This window comes from Bacillus sp. AC266, from assembly GCF_979253805.1.
Genome location: NZ_CEEDEC010000002.1, coordinates 358,034 through 377,117, shown reverse-complemented (window position 1 = coordinate 377,117; position 19,084 = coordinate 358,034). Strand labels below are relative to the sequence as shown.

General features: G+C 37.8%; 15 protein-coding genes and 1 other annotated feature. Of the genes, 2 read left to right on the top strand and 13 right to left on the bottom strand.

Annotation, left to right across the window (positions count from 1 at the left end; genetic code table 11):
- Window positions 1–117 precede the first annotated feature (117 nt).
- The 10 genes from AC0IXC_RS09430 to hemA form a co-directional block, all read right to left on the bottom strand.
- On the bottom strand, window positions 118–1,419 hold the full coding sequence (locus AC0IXC_RS09430) for a bifunctional folylpolyglutamate synthase/dihydrofolate synthase (protein WP_002034167.1): 1,302 nt from the start codon (window positions 1,417–1,419) through the stop codon (window positions 118–120).
- 94 nt (window positions 1,420–1,513) lie between these two features.
- Window positions 1,514–4,159, bottom strand: coding sequence for a valine--tRNA ligase (locus AC0IXC_RS09425; RefSeq protein ID WP_002129263.1), 2,646 nt, complete (start codon window positions 4,157–4,159; stop codon window positions 1,514–1,516).
- A 38-nt stretch (window positions 4,160–4,197) separates the two neighbouring features.
- Window positions 4,198–4,429, bottom strand: a binding site (T-box leader).
- A gap of 134 nt (window positions 4,430–4,563) precedes the next feature.
- Entirely contained in the window at window positions 4,564–5,589 is a 1,026-nt protein-coding gene (gene ysxE / locus AC0IXC_RS09420; protein ID WP_002190786.1) for a spore coat protein YsxE, read from the bottom strand.
- Window positions 5,590–5,661: 72 nt separating this feature from the next.
- Window positions 5,662–6,669, bottom strand: coding sequence for a stage VI sporulation protein D (gene spoVID, locus AC0IXC_RS09415; RefSeq protein ID WP_471652847.1), 1,008 nt, complete (start codon window positions 6,667–6,669; stop codon window positions 5,662–5,664).
- 79 nt (window positions 6,670–6,748) lie between these two features.
- Window positions 6,749–8,038: a glutamate-1-semialdehyde 2,1-aminomutase gene (hemL, locus tag AC0IXC_RS09410; protein ID WP_088293440.1), complete on the bottom strand. Its 1,290-nt coding sequence runs from the start codon at window positions 8,036–8,038 to the stop codon at window positions 6,749–6,751.
- Window positions 8,038–9,027: a porphobilinogen synthase gene (gene hemB, locus AC0IXC_RS09405; RefSeq protein ID WP_002015358.1), complete on the bottom strand. Its 990-nt coding sequence runs from the start codon at window positions 9,025–9,027 to the stop codon at window positions 8,038–8,040. The genes hemL and hemB overlap by 1 nt, the downstream gene beginning before the upstream one ends.
- Before the next feature lie 20 nt (window positions 9,028–9,047).
- Window positions 9,048–9,800, bottom strand: coding sequence for a uroporphyrinogen-III synthase (gene hemD, locus AC0IXC_RS09400; protein WP_002015357.1), 753 nt, complete (start codon window positions 9,798–9,800; stop codon window positions 9,048–9,050).
- 2 nt (window positions 9,801–9,802) lie between these two features.
- Window positions 9,803–10,732 carry a hydroxymethylbilane synthase gene (gene hemC / locus AC0IXC_RS09395; protein ID WP_002034194.1) on the bottom strand — a complete coding sequence of 310 codons (930 nt, stop codon included), beginning with the start codon at window positions 10,730–10,732 and terminating at the stop codon, window positions 9,803–9,805.
- Window positions 10,733–10,747: 15 nt separating this feature from the next.
- A complete protein-coding gene (locus AC0IXC_RS09390) occupies window positions 10,748–11,581 on the bottom strand; it encodes a cytochrome c biogenesis protein (RefSeq protein ID WP_427278782.1) in 834 nt (277 codons plus the stop codon).
- Between the two features lie 17 nt (window positions 11,582–11,598).
- Entirely contained in the window at window positions 11,599–12,930 is a 1,332-nt protein-coding gene (gene hemA / locus AC0IXC_RS09385) for a glutamyl-tRNA reductase (protein ID WP_002015353.1), read from the bottom strand.
- A 418-nt stretch (window positions 12,931–13,348) separates the two neighbouring features.
- On the opposite strand from hemA, the gene AC0IXC_RS09380 reads away from it, so the two are divergent.
- On the top strand, window positions 13,349–13,801 hold the full coding sequence (locus tag AC0IXC_RS09380; protein WP_002015350.1) for a MarR family winged helix-turn-helix transcriptional regulator: 453 nt from the start codon (window positions 13,349–13,351) through the stop codon (window positions 13,799–13,801).
- Window positions 13,802–13,803: 2 nt separating this feature from the next.
- Entirely contained in the window at window positions 13,804–14,220 is a 417-nt protein-coding gene (locus AC0IXC_RS09375) for an organic hydroperoxide resistance protein (protein ID WP_002015349.1), read from the top strand.
- Window positions 14,221–14,255: 35 nt separating this feature from the next.
- On the opposite strand, the gene yihA is transcribed toward AC0IXC_RS09375, so the two are convergent.
- From yihA to lonB, 3 genes are all read right to left on the bottom strand, one after another.
- Window positions 14,256–14,852 carry a ribosome biogenesis GTP-binding protein YihA/YsxC gene (yihA, locus tag AC0IXC_RS09370; RefSeq protein WP_002088829.1) on the bottom strand — a complete coding sequence of 199 codons (597 nt, stop codon included), beginning with the start codon at window positions 14,850–14,852 and terminating at the stop codon, window positions 14,256–14,258.
- The gene (gene lon, locus AC0IXC_RS09365; RefSeq protein ID WP_193652390.1) at window positions 14,849–17,179 is read right to left on the bottom strand and encodes an endopeptidase La; all 2,331 of its coding nucleotides are present in this window, start codon (window positions 17,177–17,179) and stop codon (window positions 14,849–14,851) included. Before lon ends, yihA begins: the two co-directional genes overlap by 4 nt.
- Window positions 17,180–17,364: 185 nt before the next feature.
- Complete coding sequence (gene lonB / locus AC0IXC_RS09360) at window positions 17,365–19,035, bottom strand: ATP-dependent protease LonB (RefSeq protein WP_341087347.1); 1,671 nt, start codon at window positions 19,033–19,035, stop codon at window positions 17,365–17,367.
- Between the last annotated feature and the right edge of the window lie 49 nt (window positions 19,036–19,084).

The window sequence follows — 19,084 nt, the reverse complement described above, 5'->3', positions numbered from 1 at the left end:
TTCCACAAAAAAACGAGATATTTGTCAGAGGAATTCGTCAAATAACCCTATATTATTATCTTATATGTATGCATTTGACTTCATTTGTAGAACAAAAAACTAGATAGCAAAGACTATCTAGTTTTTCTCGCGAATATATTTTCTAACTTCGGAAATGAAATACAAAGAACCTGTTATGATAAAAACATCATGTTCTCCTATCATGTCAACCTTTGTATCAATTGCCTCTTTCCAATCTTCAAAAACTAATTTTGACTCTTGTTGTGAATACGATGCAAGCTTGTCAGCAGAAATGGCACGATCAAAGGCAAACGTCGTAAATATTATTTCATCAGCAACTTTTTCTAATTGCCCTACCATGTTATGTAACTGTTTGTCACCAAGAGCAGTAAATAAAACTATTACATTTTTCTTTTTATAATGTGCCTCTACTGTTTTTACAAGACTTTCAATACCTTCTGGATTATGAGCACCATCTATTATAATATCTGGATTACTTTGTAACTTTTCAAATCGACCAATCCAGTATGCTTCTTGTAAGCCAACTTTTATTTCCTCTTCATTAATTAAAAATGATAAATATGTTTTTAAATACATTACTGCCATAAGCGCTAGTGCTGCATTGCCTACTTGGTGAATGCCTTTCATTGAAATCCGGACATTTTCAAACGAGGCAAATGGACAATCAAAATCAAAGTGTTCCCCATCTTTATTAGAATGTTTATGTAGTATTGTAAACTGTTTTCCAAGTTCATATAAGCTTGCATGATTTTCCTTAGCAACCTTTTGAATTACTTGCAATGCTTCTTCATTTTTCACACCAGTAATAACTGGAACACCAGACTTAATAATCCCTGCCTTTTCATATGCAATTTCTCCTAGTGTATCGCCTAAAATATGCATATGATCGTGGCCGATATTCGTAATAATCGTGAGAACCGGATGAATAACATTTGTAGAATCAAATCTTCCCCCAAGCCCCGTTTCAAATAAAACGACATCACAGAAATTAACTTTACCGAAATAATAAATTGCCATTACTGTAATAATTTCAAACTCAGTCGCTTCTCCTAAGTCCGTCTCATCTAATTTTTCAACGACTGGCTTTACCATATTTACAAGTTCTGCAATCTCTTCATCTGCAATCGGTATTCCGTTTACACTAATACGTTCATTGAATGTTTCTATGTAAGGCGATGTAAACGATCCTACTTTATATTTCGCACCTTCTAACATGTAGCGCATGTATGTTAAGGTTGAACCTTTTCCATTTGTGCCGGCTAGATGAACACATTTTATATGACGCTCTGGATTTCCGAGTTCTTCTAACATCCATTGCATTCTTTCTAGTCCTGGTTTTATCCCAAATTTCAATCGGCTATGAATCCAGTTTATCGCTTCTTCGTATGTATGTATCACGTTTGCTATTCCCCTTTCAAAAGACAAACTTCTTAATTCTATTATACGCAAAGAAAAGAGACTCACCAATATAGTGAGTCTCTGAAAAACATTTTTATTTCTCAAGATCCGCTAGACGTTGACGAACCGCTTCGCGTTTTTCTAGGTAATCTTGCTCTTTCGCACGCTCTCCGTCAATAACTTCTGCAGGAGCTTTCGCTACGAATCCTTGGTTTGAAAGTTTCTTCTGTACACGTTCTACTTCTTTATCGAACTTCTCAAGTTCTTTTTCAAGACGCGCTTTCTCTTCATCAAGATTGATAAGATCAGCTAACGGTAAGAATAACTCTGCACCTGATACGATTGCAGTCATCGCTTTTTCTGGCGCTTGTAAATCAATCTTAATTGTTAGTTCACTTGGGTTACAGAAACGCTCAATGTAAGAGCTGTTTTTCGTAAGCTGAGCTAGTACTACCTCGTCTTTTGCTTTAATTTGCATTTGAACTTTTTTGCTCATTGGCGTATTTACTTCCGCACGGATGTTACGAACAGAGCGAATGATATCAACTAGAAGGTGCATTTCTGCTGCCGCTTCTTTATCTTGTAAATCTTCGCGAACTGTTGGCCATGCTGCTACTGTAATAGACTCGCCTTCATGCGGTAAATGTTGCCAAATTTTCTCTGTTACGAACGGCATGAATGGATGTAATAGACGCATCGTTTGGTCTAATACGTAAGCTAAAATCGAACGAGTTGTTTTCTTAGCTGCTTCATCTTCACCGTATAGTGGAAGTTTCGCCATCTCAATGTACCAGTCACAGAAATCATCCCAAATGAAGTTGTATAATGAACGACCAGCTTCACCGAACTCATATTTATCCATGTTACGTGTTACACTTTCGATTGTTTCGTTTAAGCGAGTTAAAATCCACTTATCTGCAACTGATTTTTCACCAGTTAAATCGATTTCTTCATACTTCATGTCATCCATGTTCATTAATACGAAACGTGATGCGTTCCAAATTTTATTAATGAAGTTCCAAGTAGATTCTACTTTTTCCATGCTGAAACGTAAATCTTGACCTGGTGCACTTCCTGTTGATAAGAAGTAACGCATTGCATCTGCACCGTACTTCTCGATAACATCCATCGGATCAATACCGTTACCAAGAGATTTACTCATTTTACGTCCTTGCTCATCACGAACTAAACCGTGAATTAATACATCTTTAAATGGACGCTCTCCTGTAAACTCTAAACCTTGGAAAATCATACGAGATACCCAGAAGAAGATGATGTCATAACCAGTTACTAAAGCATCTGTTGAATAGAACTTTTTAAAGTCTGCTGCATCTTCATTCGGCCAGCCAAGTGTTGAGAATGGCCATAATGCTGAACTGAACCATGTATCAAGCACGTCATTATCTTGATTCCAGTTTTCAAGATCTGCTGGTGCTTCTGTACCTACGTATACTTCACCAGTTTCTTTATGATACCAAGCTGGAATGCGGTGTCCCCACCATAATTGACGAGAAATACACCAGTCATGAATGTTTTCCATCCAGCGTAAGTATGTGTTTTCAAAACGCTCTGGTACGAACGTTACTTTTTCTTCTTCTTTTTGTTGAAGTTCTACCGCTTTTTCTGCAAGTGGAGCCATTTTTACGAACCATTGTGTTGATAAATAAGGCTCAACAACTGCACCGCTACGCTCACTATGACCTACTGAGTGCATATGAGGCTCGATTTCTACTAATACGCCAGCTTCTTGTAAGTCTTTCACTAACTCTTTACGGCATTCGAAACGATCCATACCGTTATACTTACCAGCTTTTTCGTTCATCGTTCCATCTTCGTTCATTACTAAAATACGTGGTAAGTCATGACGGTTACCTACTTCAAAGTCATTCGGGTCATGAGCTGGTGTAATTTTCACAACGCCTGTTCCGAAGTCTTTTTCTACGTATTCATCAGCAATAATCGGAATCTCTCGGCCTACGATTGGAAGTGTAACTGTTTTTCCGATTAAATGTTTGTAGCGATCATCTTCTGGATGAACTGCTACCGCTGTATCACCAAGCATTGTTTCTGGACGAGTAGTTGCAAGGCGAATGTGACCAGAACCGTCTGTTAACGGATAGTTCATATGGTAGAATGCACCTTGAACTTCTTTATGAATTACTTCAATATCAGAAAGAGCTGTGCGTGTTGCTGGATCCCAGTTGATGATATACTCACCGCGGTAAATTAAGTCTTTTTCATATAATTGTACGAATACTTTATTAACAGCGTTAGATAAACCTTCGTCTAATGTGAAGCGTTCACGAGAATAGTCTAGTCCTAAACCAACTTTCCCCCATTGTTGACGAATGTGAGAAGCGTATTCTTCTTTCCATTCCCAAGCTTTTTCAAGGAATTTCTCACGACCAAGATCGTAACGTGAAATACCTTCTTCACGAAGTTTTCCTTCTACTTTCGCTTGCGTTGCGATACCAGCATGGTCCATTCCTGGAAGCCATAATACATCGTAACCTTGCATACGCTTTGTACGAGTTAGAATATCTTGAAGCGTCGTATCCCAAGCGTGACCTAAGTGTAACTTACCAGTTACGTTCGGAGGTGGAATTACAATTGTATATGGTTGTTTCTTCTCATCTCCTGTTGCTTCGAAATATTTGCCTTCAAGCCACCACTTGTAAAGGCCTTCTTCAACGGACATATGATCATATTTAGTTGGTAAATTATTTTCCGTGTTTGACATTATTTTCCCTCCTTAAAATAAAAAATGCCCCTCATCCAAAAAAGGACGAGGGACATCGCGGTACCACCTTTATTTACAAACAAATTCAGAATTTGCTTATACTCTTAATTTGATAACGGACAAATCCGTCTTTTCCTAATAAGAATCATTCCGTTCAGAAAAGATGCTCCAGGGCTACCTTCTAACATAACTATCTAGAGAACCTCCCAGCCAATGGTTCCCCTCTCTGAAGACGTTTCATGTTATACTCTTCCCCTTCAATGCATTTATGTGATTGTTAATTATTATATACAATAGTGTAAAAAACGAAACCTTATTCGTCAAGATAAATTTGAAACTACGGCTTTTATCTCTTTATGGAACTAATAAAAAAAGATAAGCAGGGTTCTCCCTACTTATCTTCTTTATCCGTTCCCTTGCTGGGCAGCTTGTAATTGCGAAAGGAAATATTCTGTATTACTAATGAGCCAATGCGATTGCTGCAGAATTTTTACCCCGCGAAGCTCATTTTCTTCATTACGACTCTTTCTTCTTTTCGTATACGACTGAATTTGCCGAATAAAATGCGACGGGTACGTCATATACGCAAACATAAGAAGCTGCTCCTCTTTCGTAAATGGAAAATTTTTTTGATACATTTGATACCATTCAAAGCGGTCGCTCCGCGCAATTGGATATGTGTTCAAAGACCTTGAATAAAAGCTGACGATATCCTGTACCGGTGTAGCAAACTGAGACTTTTCTAAACTAATAAAATAACCGTTTCGTTCATAATCAAATAAAAAGTGATTAAGCGATACATTTCCATGAACGAAAGTAGTACGTGTTTTTTCCTTTTCTTTCATTGCATCATGCCATTCACTTAATTGTTTCGTTGCGAACTCACGTGCTCTCATAACGTGGTGATAATACGTACAATATTGTAATTCAAATGGAGACATATACCACTTCGCTTCAGATTCTATGAGAAACTCTTCTAATATCTCGCCATCATTTTCCCAACGGCCGGATATATTTGTATAATGTTTTTCTAAATCTTCTTCTGTATAAGTCTCCTCTTTCACCGTTTTTTGATGCAACGTCCCGAGCGTTTGAAACATCTTATGGTATTGATCATTATCTTCGCCATTTCCTTCCGCACGTTCTAACCAAGGCATTAAATAATAGCTATACGCCCCATCACTTAAAACATAATTCCCGTCCGTCGTGTGATAGATAGGTACATAATTCGAAAAACCTTTCTCCTTCAAATACTGAATATGGTGTAAAAAATTATTCCGCTCTAATTTTCTATCTTGTATTTTCTTTAACGCATACGGACCTTGATTCGTATAAATTTTCATTACACTTCCGTGCTCTTCCATATGCTGAGTGTCCAATCTATATTGCCTCACAATGGGTTCATAGCGATTTCGTAATTCAATATCCATACGAATAACCCTTTCTTATTCAAAACATAGCTTCTAGGAAAAGAAAAGAGGTGAGTGAAAAAACTCACTCACTTATTTCACTGTTGCTTTTGAAACAGGAATATATATAATTTGCCCTGTAGTTAAATATATATCTTCTGATTGATTTACACGATATAAGCTTTGTACAGTCGTTTCATAACGTTCTGCAACCGATTCAATTGTATCTCCTTCTTGTACGAAGTACATTCTTACCTTCGTAAATTCTTCTTCTGGTTCTTTCGTAAATAATTTCGTTAAATAAAGTGCATTTTCATCTCGCTGTGAATATGCTTCTTCCTCTGGCTCTTCCTGCTTTTTCGCTTTTTCTTTCTTGAAATTTTTCCGCCCGAACAATTCAAATTGTGGCGTCTTTTCTTGCTCCTCTTCACGCTCCACAAGTTCATGTTCTTCTAATTCCTCTTCTTCTATTTCTTGCTCTTTTCTTTCTTCTAACTGAAACGGCTCAAATGCATAATCTTCCCATCCATCTGATTCTTTATAGGCTGGTACCTCTTCGTGCGGTGCAGGTCTACTTTCATCTTCTTCAGCTGAATCAGCTTCCAACTCGGCATACACCGTCTCTTCCTCTTCATCCTCGGTTCTTTCTTCGTCACATAAACCTGTAATAGATATATCCGCTAATAGTTGTAAGCAACCATTTCCCTTTAATTCATAATCAAATTCCTCGATTGATACATATAATTCTTCAATTACTTTCACTCGATTTCTTGGAATTGATATTTCGAGCGGAAAGGAATGGACAAGCTCATTAACCCCGTCTGCCCTTGTTTCTACATAATCAATTGCCTTTGCTGGTGATAGCTCTCTTAACGAATAAGCTGAATCATCTTGCCTTGCAACGTACTCTCCCGTTAAATCTAATTGCCCCCTCACGATAACTTCATGATCGAGCTCCTCTATCTCAACGTCTGGATCTAACGAAATTGACAAAAGTTCTTCGACTTCCTGTCCCTTCTGGAACCAAACAGATTCTTTTAATGAAAATCGTAATGAATGATCTGTTGCCACTTCTTTTCCCCCTCCCAAACTATATGTCATTACAGATTTATGTTCCCTAAGGCTACTTTATGAATAAAAAAAATCGCTCCCCTAATGGAAAGCGATTTTCTCTAAGAAATTATGCTTTTAATTTTGACATTGCAATTTCGGCCGCCGCAATTGTCGCCTCAATATCTGCATCACTATGTGCTGTCGATAAGAATAAACCTTCAAATTGAGAAGGTGGTAAAAATACACCTTGTTCTACCATTTCACGATAGTAAGCTGCAAAGAATTCTAAGTTTGAAGATTTTGCTGCATCATAATTAATAACGTGCTCATCTGTAAAGAAAATACCAATCATAGAACCTGCACGATTAATGTGATGCGGGATATTATGCTTTTCAGCTGCCTTACGTAGTCCAGCCTCTAACATTTCTGCTTTACGCTCAAATTCCACATATGATTCTGGCGTTAACTGCACTAACGTTTCATAACCTGCTGTCATTGCAAGTGGATTACCCGATAATGTTCCAGCTTGGTAAATCGGTCCGCTTGGTGCAACTTGACGCATAATCTCTGCCTTCCCACCGTATGCTCCTACCGGCAAGCCACCACCGATTACTTTACCTAAACAAGTTAAGTCAGGAGTTACACCGTAGTAACCTTGTCCACAATTATAAGCAACACGGAATCCTGTCATTACTTCATCAAAAATAAGTAGTGCACCGTTTTGCTCTGTCACTTCACGAAGTCCTTCTAAAAACCCTGGTTGCGGGGGAACAACGCCCATATTCCCTGCCACTGGTTCTACAATTATACAAGCGATGTCATCACCGAATTGTTCGAAAGCATATTTTACACTTTCTAAATCGTTATACGCTACTGTAATCGTATTTTTCGCTACACCTTCTGGTACACCAGGGCTATCTGGTAAACCTAGCGTTGCTACACCCGAACCTGCTTTAATCAATAAAGAATCACCATGACCGTGATAACAACCAATGAATTTCAAAATTTTGTTACGTCCAGTGTAACCACGAGCTAAACGTAGTGCACTCATTGTCGCCTCTGTTCCAGAGTTAACCATACGCACAATCTCAATTGATGGTACACGCTCGATAACAAGCTGCGCTAATTTATTTTCAATTTCTGTTGGTGCACCAAAGCTTGTTCCTTTTTCAGCAACAGCTTTTAAAGCCTCAACAACACGATCATTCGCATGACCATGAATTAAAGGTCCCCACGATAATACGTAATCGATGTATTCATTCCCATCGATATCATATACTTTAGAGCCTTTTCCGCGCTCCATAAACAGCGGATTCATACCAACAGACTTAAAAGCACGAACAGGGCTGTTTACGCCTCCAGGCATTAAATTTTGAGCCTCTTCAAACGCCGCAATCGACTTATCAAATTTTTTCATTATTTAGCGCCTCCTTCTTGTAACCATCTTGCTGCATCTTTTGCATGATACGTAATAATCAAGTCTGCTCCTGCGCGTTTCATGCTAATTAATTTCTCAAGTACAACTTCTTTTTCATTAATCCAACCATTTTGTGCTGCTGCTTTAATCATCGAATATTCACCACTTACGTTATAAGCAACGACTGGTAAGTTAAAGTTATTTTTCACATCACGAACGATATCTAGATAAGAAAGAGCTGGCTTTACAATTAAGAAGTCGGCCCCTTCCATTACATCTGATTCTGCTTCACGGAATGCTTCCATACGGTTCGCTGGGTCCATTTGATATGTTTTACGGTCACCAAACTGCGGTGCACCGTGTGCTGCATCACGGAACGGTCCGTAAAATGCTGATGAATATTTCACAGCGTACGACATAACTGGTACGTGCGCGAAACCATTTTCATCTAATGCATGGCGAATTGCTGTTACAAATCCGTCCATCATGTTAGATGGTGCAATAATGTCTGCCCCTGCTTTCGCTTGACTTACAGCTGTTTTTGCAAGAGCTGCAAGAGACTCATCATTTAAAATAACGCCATCTTCAATAACACCGCAATGACCATGGCTTGTGAATTGACATAAACATGTATCTGCAACTACTACTAGCTCTGGGAACTCATCTTTAATTTGCTTAATTGCACGCTGTACAATTCCATGCTCACAATATGCCGATGATCCAACTTCGTCCTTTTCAGCAGGTAAACCAAATACAATAACAGAACGAATGCCTAAATCAACGACCTCTTGCATTTCAGCTTGCAATAAATCTAAAGACATTTGATATACGCCTGGCATAGAAGGAACTTCATTACGAGTATTTTCTCCTTCTAATACAAAAATAGGGTAAATAAAATCTTCTGTATGTAAAAATGTTTCACGTACAAGCGCACGCATGCCCCCGCTTTGTCTTAAACGACGATGACGATTAAATTGTAAAGAATTCATAGATTTCTATCCCCATTCTTTTATTTTATAGATTCACAAATGCATTGTAGTAATGCTTCTACAGTGTACTCTTTTGGCACAATAACATGTGGAAAATAGAGGTTCGCCTCTTTTTCCGTAATAGGCCCTATACAAGCAATTGTACATTTTTTCGTCCATTCTCTCCAGTTTGTACCCTCAAGTAAACGAACAAAACTATCAACAGTTGAAGGGCTCGTAAATGTAATAATATTTACTTCCCCTAATTTCAATGCTGTTATAAGTTCTTGTTTTTTCTCTACATTCACCTTCGTACCATATACAATTAACTCATCTAGAAAAACACCAAACTCCCTAAGTTTAACCGGGATTACATCTCTTGCTAAATTCCCTTTCGGAAATAAAATACGCTCGTTTCCACTTAATTCTTTTAGAAACTCTTCGGCAAATGTTTCTGCAACAAATGCAGTGGGAACAAACTCTACTTGATAGCCTCGCTTTTCTAACTCTAACTTTGTTTTCACGCCTACTGCAGCAATTTTAATCGGTCCGGGGAGCTTCTTTCTCAAACTATCTAGAAAAAAAGCTACACCATTTTTACTCGTGAAAATAACCCAGTCATACGAATGTAGCTGCCCTGCTATATGTTGAATTTGCCTATGAGACGTACCTTCCATACGCAAAAGCGGAATTTCCAATGGAATTCCGCTCCTTTCTTTCACTGCTACACTCATTTGTTTCGCTTGGTGCTGGGCACGTGTAATCAATACTGTTTTGCCAGCGAGAGCGTTCATATTTATTGTTGCTCCTTATTTGCAGCAAGGATGAGCTCTTTTGCTCCTTGTTTAATTAAACGGTCCGCAGCCTCTAATCCAACTTGCTTCGGATCATTACCTACTACTATCTCTTTCAATAAAACAGAACCGTCCATAGAACCGACAAGCGCTGTTAATTCGATTGCATCATTTTCTTTAAGAGTTGCATATCCAGCGATTGGAACTTGGCATCCACCTTCAAGTTTATGAAGAAATACTCGTTCAGCAGCCACTGTTCTTTCTGTTACTGCATCATTAATATGCGCTAACAACTGAAGTAAATCCGTATCATCCTCACGACATTCAATCGCTAATGCACCTTGTCCTACGGCTGGTACACATAACGTTTCATCTAAATGTTCTGTAATAACTTCTCCGTCCCAGCCCATTCTCTGTAATCCAGCTGTCGCTAAAATAATTGCATCGTAATCTTCATCTTTTAACTTACGTAAGCGTGTATCGATATTCCCGCGAATCCATTTCACTTGTAAATCTGGTCTCGCAGCTAGTAGTTGTGCACTACGTCTCAAACTACTCGTTCCTAAGATCGCGCCTTCTGCTAAGTCTTTAAACGATTCTCCGTTTTTAGAAATAAAAGCATCACGAGGGTCAACGCGCTTTGGCGTACAACCAATCGTTAATCCATCTGGAAGTACAGCTGGCATATCTTTCATACTATGTACAGCCATATCAATTTCTTTCGTAAGTAACGCATGTTCAATTTCCTTTACAAATAAACCTTTTCCGCCTACTTTTGAAAGAGTAACATCTAAAATAACATCACCTTTTGTGACGATTTCTTTCACTTCAAATTCATATGGTAAACCAAGCGCTTTTAATTGATCAATAAACCAATTAGTTTGTGTTAATGCTAGTTTACTCTTTCGTGAACCTACAATAATTTTGCGCATAATTCTCTCTCCTCATTATAAATACCAAAAGTGGAAATTAGATAAACTGCTTAATAGAAAAATGTTAACTAGCATTACGAGAAATGCCCCGATATTCCACTGCACAATTTTCTTACCTTGCAACACATCTGCTGCTCGTAAATATAAGCCCACGCAATATACAAATAGAACGACAAAAGACCCAATTACTTTCGTATCATACCAATGGAAATTATCCAATTTTGTATATCCCCATATGCATCCTAATATAATTGCTAATAAGAAAAACGGAACAGAAAATAAATTTAATCCGTAAGACATAGATTCAAGCTTCGGCAAATTTCCTAATCTTCTTAATCTCGCATTCCACTTTTTCTTTTTTAATAGTCGGTATTGCAATAAATACATAATAGAAAAAATAAACGATACAGTAAACGTTGCATAAGAAATAATCGCCATACCGACATGCACGTATACAAGTTCTGAAACTAATTGCTCTGCAAGTACTGGCGACATCTTTCCGAGCGGTGTAAAAATAGAAAAAGCGCTTACGCCAAATGCTACAACATTTGTAAAAAAGACTAAAAAGTCAATACGCATAAATCGATTAATGACTAATGACATCGTAATCAATAACCAAACATAAAAATAAATCCCTGATAATAAAGTTAAAATAGGATTCGTTTCTGAATCTGTAGCCCTAAGCAACATAAAGATAGACTGCAGAACCCATACAATCGAAAGTAACCAAAAAGCAAAGCGGTTCGCCTTTCGGTTACTTTGGAAATAATCTATAAAATATAAACTAATGCTACAAGCATATAAAATAATTGCAATATGATAAATAATACTGTTATTAAAAAAACTCATCCGATCATCCTTCCAAGTTATAAAGATGGAACGGATGGTGTCCACGCTCTTTTATGTTCTACTTCTTCCGTATTTCCCGCTTCTTCCACTTCTAAATCAAAAATCTTCGCAAATAAAGCTAATTTTTCGCCAGCTCCCTCTTCAACAGCTAATTCTTTAGCTACTAAAATTGGGTCTTTTAACAATTGGTTAATAATACTTTTCGTATGTTTACTAATTACTTTTTTCTCACGATCACTAAGGTTTGGTATTTTTCGCTCAAGACTTTCCATCGTATCACTTTGAATTGCTAGCGCTTTATCACGAAGAGCTGATATTAACGGTACAACACCTAGCGTACTTAACCACGTTTTAAATAAAACCATTTCTTCTTCAATCATAAATTGAATTTTCTCTGCTTCTTTTAAACGTTCAGCACGGTTTGCTTCAACTACACCTTGCAGATCGTCGATATCATATAAGAAAGAGCCTTCTAATTCATCAATCGCCGGATCAATATCACGTGGTACTGCAATATCAACCATAAATAACGGACGACCAGAGCGCATTCTCTCTACTTTTGTCATCATTTCTTTCGTAATGACATATTCTGATGCACCCGTTGAACTAATTAAAATATCCGCTTCTAATAATGCACATTGCAATTCACTTAAAGGCTTTGCATGTCCCATATATTTCTCAGCCATCACTTCCGCTTTCGTAAGCGTCCTATTCATAACCGTTACTTTACGAGCTCCACTTCCGTATAAGTTTTGCAGTGCAAGTTCACCCATCTTACCCGCACCAAGAATAAGTACATGACAATCCGTTAAATCGCCAAATATTTTCTTTCCGAGCTCAACAGCAGCATAACTAACAGACATCGCACTTTCACCAATCGTTGTTTCTGAGTGCGCACGTTTTGCTAACGTAACCACTTGCTTAAACAACTCATTAAAAATTGTACCTGTCGCTTTTACTTGTTGTGCTTCTAAAAAGCTATCTTTTATTTGACCTAAAATTTGCGTCTCTCCAACAACCATAGAATCCAAACCGCACGTTACGCGGAATAAATGATCTATTGCGCCATCTTGTTCAAAAATAGACAAGTATGGTGCGACTTCTTCTATTTCAAGCTGAAACCAATCAGCTAAAAACTTCTTAATGTAATACCGTCCCGTGTGTAATTGATCGACAACAGCGTAAATCTCAGTGCGATTACAAGTTGATACAATGACATTTTCTAGCACGCTCTTTTGGTTTTGTAATATAGTCATTGCTTGCTCTAGCTCTGCTGCCTGAAATGTGAGTTTCTCACGAAATTCTACAGGGGCTGTTCGATAATTTACACTAACAACAAGAATATGCACGCAGCATGTCCCCCTTCACCCGTTTTATCACTTTATCTACTATCATAATACAACTTTCCTCTTATGAATCTGACAATCGTGTGAACAACTGATTATTTTTTATTTATTCTCCATATGTAATAAAGGAGCTTCAGTAAGATTAATAAAGAACTTTCTACTTTATAATAATTATAAAATAATAACTCTATTTGTACGTTACCAAAAAAAGTCCTCATAATCAAGTGATGGAAACTATTCCATATTAATTATAACATCATCTTTTCTATCTTCTTTCATCATGAAGGAAAATATGTATGATTGTTCCAAAATATAGTACTCACTTTCTCGATGCAATGCATTTGACATTGTATTTCTTTTTCGTTATATTGGTTTTACAAAATTAAATTGTGCACAATTTAAAAATTACAAGGAGTTGCCTATGAAAGAAAATCCTTTGCATCTAGATAACCAACTTTGTTTTTCTATTTACGCTTGTTCTAGAGAGGTTACCCGTTTTTACCGCCCCTATTTAGAAGAAATGGGCATTACGTATCCCCAGTACATTACTTTACTCGTACTCTGGGAACAAGACGGACTAACAGTAAAAGAAATTGGAGAACGTCTATTTTTAGATTCTGGTACTTTAACACCTATGTTAAAACGTATGGAATCATTAAAACTTGTACAACGTGTTCGTTCAAAAGAAGACGAGCGAAAAGTTTGTATTGAATTAACAGAACAAGGTAAAGATTTAAAAGAAATAGCTTGTTCATTACCAACAACGATGGCTACAAATTTAGGAATTACAGAGCAAGAATATCATTCTTTATTAATCCAATTAAACACATTAATTGAAACAATGAAAAAAATTAATGACAGAAAAGGGGAATAAACATGGATAAATTATATACTGCTTCAGTAACAGCAACAGGTGGAAGAAACGGTAAGGTAGTTTCAGATGATGGCATATTAAATCTTGATGTAAAAATGCCAAAAGCACTAGGTGGCGCAGGCGGAGAAGCAACAAATCCAGAACAATTATTTGCAGCTGGTTATGCAGCTTGCTTTGATAGTGCATTACAACTTGTAATTCGTACAAAACGTATGAAGGTGGAAAGTACAGAAGTGACTGCACACGTTTCTATCGGTAAAGATACAGATGGTGGTTTCGGACTATCTGCTGTACTTGACGTACATGTTGCTGGTGTTTCTCATGCCGAAGCACAAGAACTTGTAGAAGCCGCTCACGGTGTATGTCCTTACTCTAAAGCAACAAGAGGAAATATTGAAGTTACATTAAACGTACGCTAAAAGTTTAGTAAATAAAAAAAAACGCGCGACATTCGTCACGCGTTTTTTGTTTTTGTCATTTTATGAATTGCTTTCCATGCTTCTTCTTTTCCAAGTCCTGTTTCAGAAGAGAATAGAACGATTTCATCGCCAATTTCAACAGCAAGCGTTTCTTTTACAACTTTTAAATGCTTTTGCCATTTCCCTTTCGGAATTTTATCGGCTTTCGTTGCAATAATAATTGTTGGGATTTCATAATGCTTTAAGAAATCATACATCATAATGTCATCTTTTGTTGGTTGGTGACGTAAATCAACTACTAATACAGCTGCGTCTAATTGCGTACGTGTTGTAAAGTAAGTTTCAATCATTCTGCCCCATGCCGCGCGCTCTGTTTTAGATACTTTCGCATATCCATAACCTGGAACGTCAACAAAATGCATCATTTCATTGATTAAGAAAAAGTTCAGCGTTTGCGTTTTTCCTGGTTTAGAAGAAATACGTACTAACTTTTTACGATTTAAAATTTTATTAATAAAGGAAGACTTCCCGACATTAGAACGACCTGCTAAGGCAATTTCTGGTAAATCACTGTCTGGATATTGTTCCGGTTTAACGGCACTAATTACAATATCTGCTTTTGTTACTTTCATTGTTTCACTCCTACTAATGCGTGCTCCAATACTTCGTCTAAATGAGATGCAAGCACAAACGTAAGGTTTTCTTTTACGCTCTCTGGAATATCATCTAAATCTTTCTCATTTTCCGCCGGTAAAATAATTTTTGTTAATCCCGCGCGGTGAGCACTTAATGTTTTTTCTTTCAAACCACCAATCGGTAATACACGACCACGAAGTGTAATTTCACCTGTCATACCAACTTCTTTACTTACAGGAATACCCGTTAGTGCAGAAATAAGTGCCGTTGCCATCGTAATACCTGCTGACGGTCCATCTTTTGGAACTGCTCCTTCTGGAACATGAATATGAATATCGTTTTTCTCATGGAAATCCGGATCAATATGAAGTTCTTCTGCACGAGAACGAATATAGCTAAACGCGGCTTGTGCGGATTCTTTCATAACATCCCCAAGTTTCCCTGTTAAAATTAATTTCCCTTTTCCTGGCGCTACAGACACTTCAATTGCAAGTGTATCGCCGCCCGCTGCTGTGTAAGCTAAACCTGTTGCCATACCAACTTGGTCTGTTTTTTCAGCTTGACCATAACGGAATATATGCTTACCAAGTAAATCAACAATATTTTTCTCTGTTACAACAATGCGCTTGCGTTCTGCTGTAACGATAATTTTTGCTGCTTTACGGCAAACTTTTGCAATTTGACGCTCTAACGTACGAACACCAGCCTCGCGTGTATAATAACGAATAATTTCAAGAAGCGCTTCATCACGTACTTGCAAATTACCTTTTCGCAAACCGTGCTCTTTTAATTGTTTCGGCAATAAATGCTCACGAGCAATGTGCACCTTTTCAAGTTCTGTATAACCAGCAATTGAAATGATTTCCATACGGTCAAGCAATGGGCCCGGAACACTTGCAAGTGTATTAGCAGTTGCAACGAACATAACTTTCGATAAATCATATGGCTCTTCAATGTAATGATCACTGAAGTTATGGTTTTGTTCTGGATCTAACACTTCAAGTAACGCTGCTGATGGGTCTCCCCTGAAATCGTTAGACATTTTATCAATCTCATCTAATAAGAAGACTGGATTAACTGTTTTCGCCTTTTTCATACCTTGAATAATACGTCCTGGCATCGCTCCTACATACGTACGACGGTGACCACGAATTTCAGATTCATCACGCACACCACCAAGAGAAACACGTACAAAATTACGGTTTAACGATGTTGCAATAGAACGTGCTAACGAAGTTTTCCCAACCCCAGGAGGTCCTACTAGACAAAGAATTGGCCCTTTTAATGAATTCGTTAACTTCTGTACAGCTAAATATTCAAGTACTCGCTCTTTCACTTTTTCAAGACCGTAATGATCTTTATTTAAAATTTCTTCCGAATGAGTGAGGTCAATCATATCCTCTGTTGCTGTTGTCCAAGGGAGAGCTAATAACCAATCAATATAATTATGAATGACACCACTCTCAGCAGAACTTACAGGTAATTTTTCATAACGATCTAATTCTTTCAGTGCAGCCCTCATTGTTTCTTCAGGCATTCCCGACTGTTCAATTTTCTCACGAAGTTCTTCAACTTCCCCGCCCTTGCCTTCTTTATCACCAAGTTCAGTTTGAATCGCCTTCATTTGCTCACGTAAGAAATATTCTTTTTGCGTGCGCTCCATTGAACGTTTCACTTTTTGTCCAATTTTCTTTTCTAGGCTAAGTAACTCTTGTTCATCTTGAATAATTGAAATAAGTGTATGTAGTCGCTCTTTCACAGATACAATCTCTAAAATCTCTTGTTTCTGCTTCGTTTTAATCGGTAAGTGAGAAGCAATTAAATCAGCTAGTCTTCCCGGTTCTTCTACATCAGCTACCGTTGCAAATGTTTCATTTGAAACTTTTTTCGAAACTTTAATATATTGTTCGAAATGCTCCAGTAACGTACGCATAAGAGCCTTCTCTTCTAAATCATCTTCTACTTCTTCCGTTACCGTTTTAATAGAAACTTGCACTATATTTTCTTCTTCGATAAACTCTACTACTTCTGCTCTATGTAAACCTTCTACAAGGACACGAAGCGTACCGTTCGGCAATTTTAACATTTGCTTCACTTTCGCCACTGTACCTACACTATATATGTCATCTTCTTTCGGATCGTCGATATTCATTTCTTTTTGCATTGCTAAAAAGATGATATTTTCATCCATTGCCGCCTGCTCTAGTGCTTGTATCGATTTATCACGTCCTACATCAAGATGCAGAACCATCGTTGGATATACGAGAATGCCTCTTAATGGTAGGAGGGGCACAATTCTTTCATTCGTATTCATACTAGACATAGCACCTCCATAATAAATTAAACTCCTGTTCAACTATTTTATATTACAATACATCTAGATGCAATTGCAGAGATTCTTCGCAATTGTTAATCCCCTGTTTTTTTGTGCCTCACGAAAAGAAAAAAGACTCCGCTTAAGCATACAAACTTAAACGAAGTCTGGCAAATTTTTATTATTGTATATTCTCACATTGATTGTGCATCTGTTTCGCCCAAATCATTATGTGCATCAAGCTCACGATGCATATTTTCCTGCATAAATGTTAATTCAAATACTTCTTTTAATTTGCGAACAGGAATGATCTCAATTCCCTTTATTGTATACAAAAATGGTTGCATGTTTTCAGCCGGAATGATGACTTTCTTAGCTCCCGCTTTTTTCGCAGCTTTTATTTTTGCGTACACACCACCAATAGGCTTCACTTCTCCGTGGATACTTATCTCACCTGTCATCGCTACTTCATTATTCACATACGTACGATGCACTGCTGAATATACACCTGTTGCCATAGCAATACCTGCTGAAGGACCATCAATCGGGATACCACCAGGAAAATTAATATGTATATCATACCCTTCTGGCAACACATCTAGAGAACGAAGTACTGTTAACACATTATCAACAGAACCTTTCGCCATACTTTTACGGCGAATTGATTTCGTTTGATTTCCAATACTTTCCTCTTCTACAATTCCAGTGACATTTACTGATCCTTTATCTTTCGCAGGAATAGCTGTTACCTCAATTTCTAATAACGCACCTGTATTCGGCCCATATACAGCAAGCCCGTTCACAAGACCGATTCTCGGAATTGGATAAATACGTTTTTCGTACTTTGGTGTAAGCTGACTAGAATGAACAACCCACTCAATATCTTCATCTTTAATGAAAGGTCGTTCTTCATTTATCGCCATACCAGCAGAAATTTGCACGAGATTAATTGCTTCTCGCCCATTTCTTGCATACATCCCAATCATTTCGATACCGTTCTCACCTACTTGCATCTCCACTTTGTCAGCTGCATTTTTCGCTACTTTTTGAATTTCTTCTGTATCTAACTCACGGAAGAACACTTCTAAACAACGCGACCTAATTGCAGGAGGAATTTCCTCTGGTGAACGTGTCGTTGCACCAACTAAACGAAAATCTGCAGGTAAACCTTTTTGAAAAATATCATGTATATACGTTGGAATCATCGAATTTTCTTCACTATAATACGCACTTTCCAAAAACACTTTCCGATCTTCTAACACTTTTAGCATTTTATTCATTTGAATTGGATGTAATTCACCAATCTCATCAATGAACAAAATACCACCATGCGCATCTGTTACAGCCCCTTTTTTCGGTTGCGGGATACCCGCTTGTCCCATTGCACCTGCTCCTTGATAAATAGGATCATGCACTGAACCAATTAATGGATCCGCAATACCACGCTCATCAAACCTAGCTGTCGTCGCATCAAGTTCGATAAATGTTGCATTTGTACGAAATGGAGATTTCGGATTTCGTTTCGCTTCTTCTAATACAAGGCGTGCTGCCGCTGTCTTTCCGACACCTGGCGGACCGTATATGATCACATGTTGCGGATTAGGACCACAAAGAGCCGCTTTTAACGACTTAATCCCGTCTTCTTGCCCTACAATGTCTATAAAGGATGTAGGACGTACCTTTTCCGCAAGCGGCTCTGTTAAAGAAACCTCACGCATTTTACGAAGCTGCTCTAATTCTTTTTTCGATTCTCGATCAATTGAAACTTTTTGTGTTCGCTGATTTCGAAGTAAATGCCAAAAATACAATCCGACAATTACGCCAAAAACAAGTTGAACAAGTAAAAATATATTTGTCCAGCTCATAATTCATTTCCTCCCGCTATGTTTTACCTTTTAGTATTTCCTGGGAGGA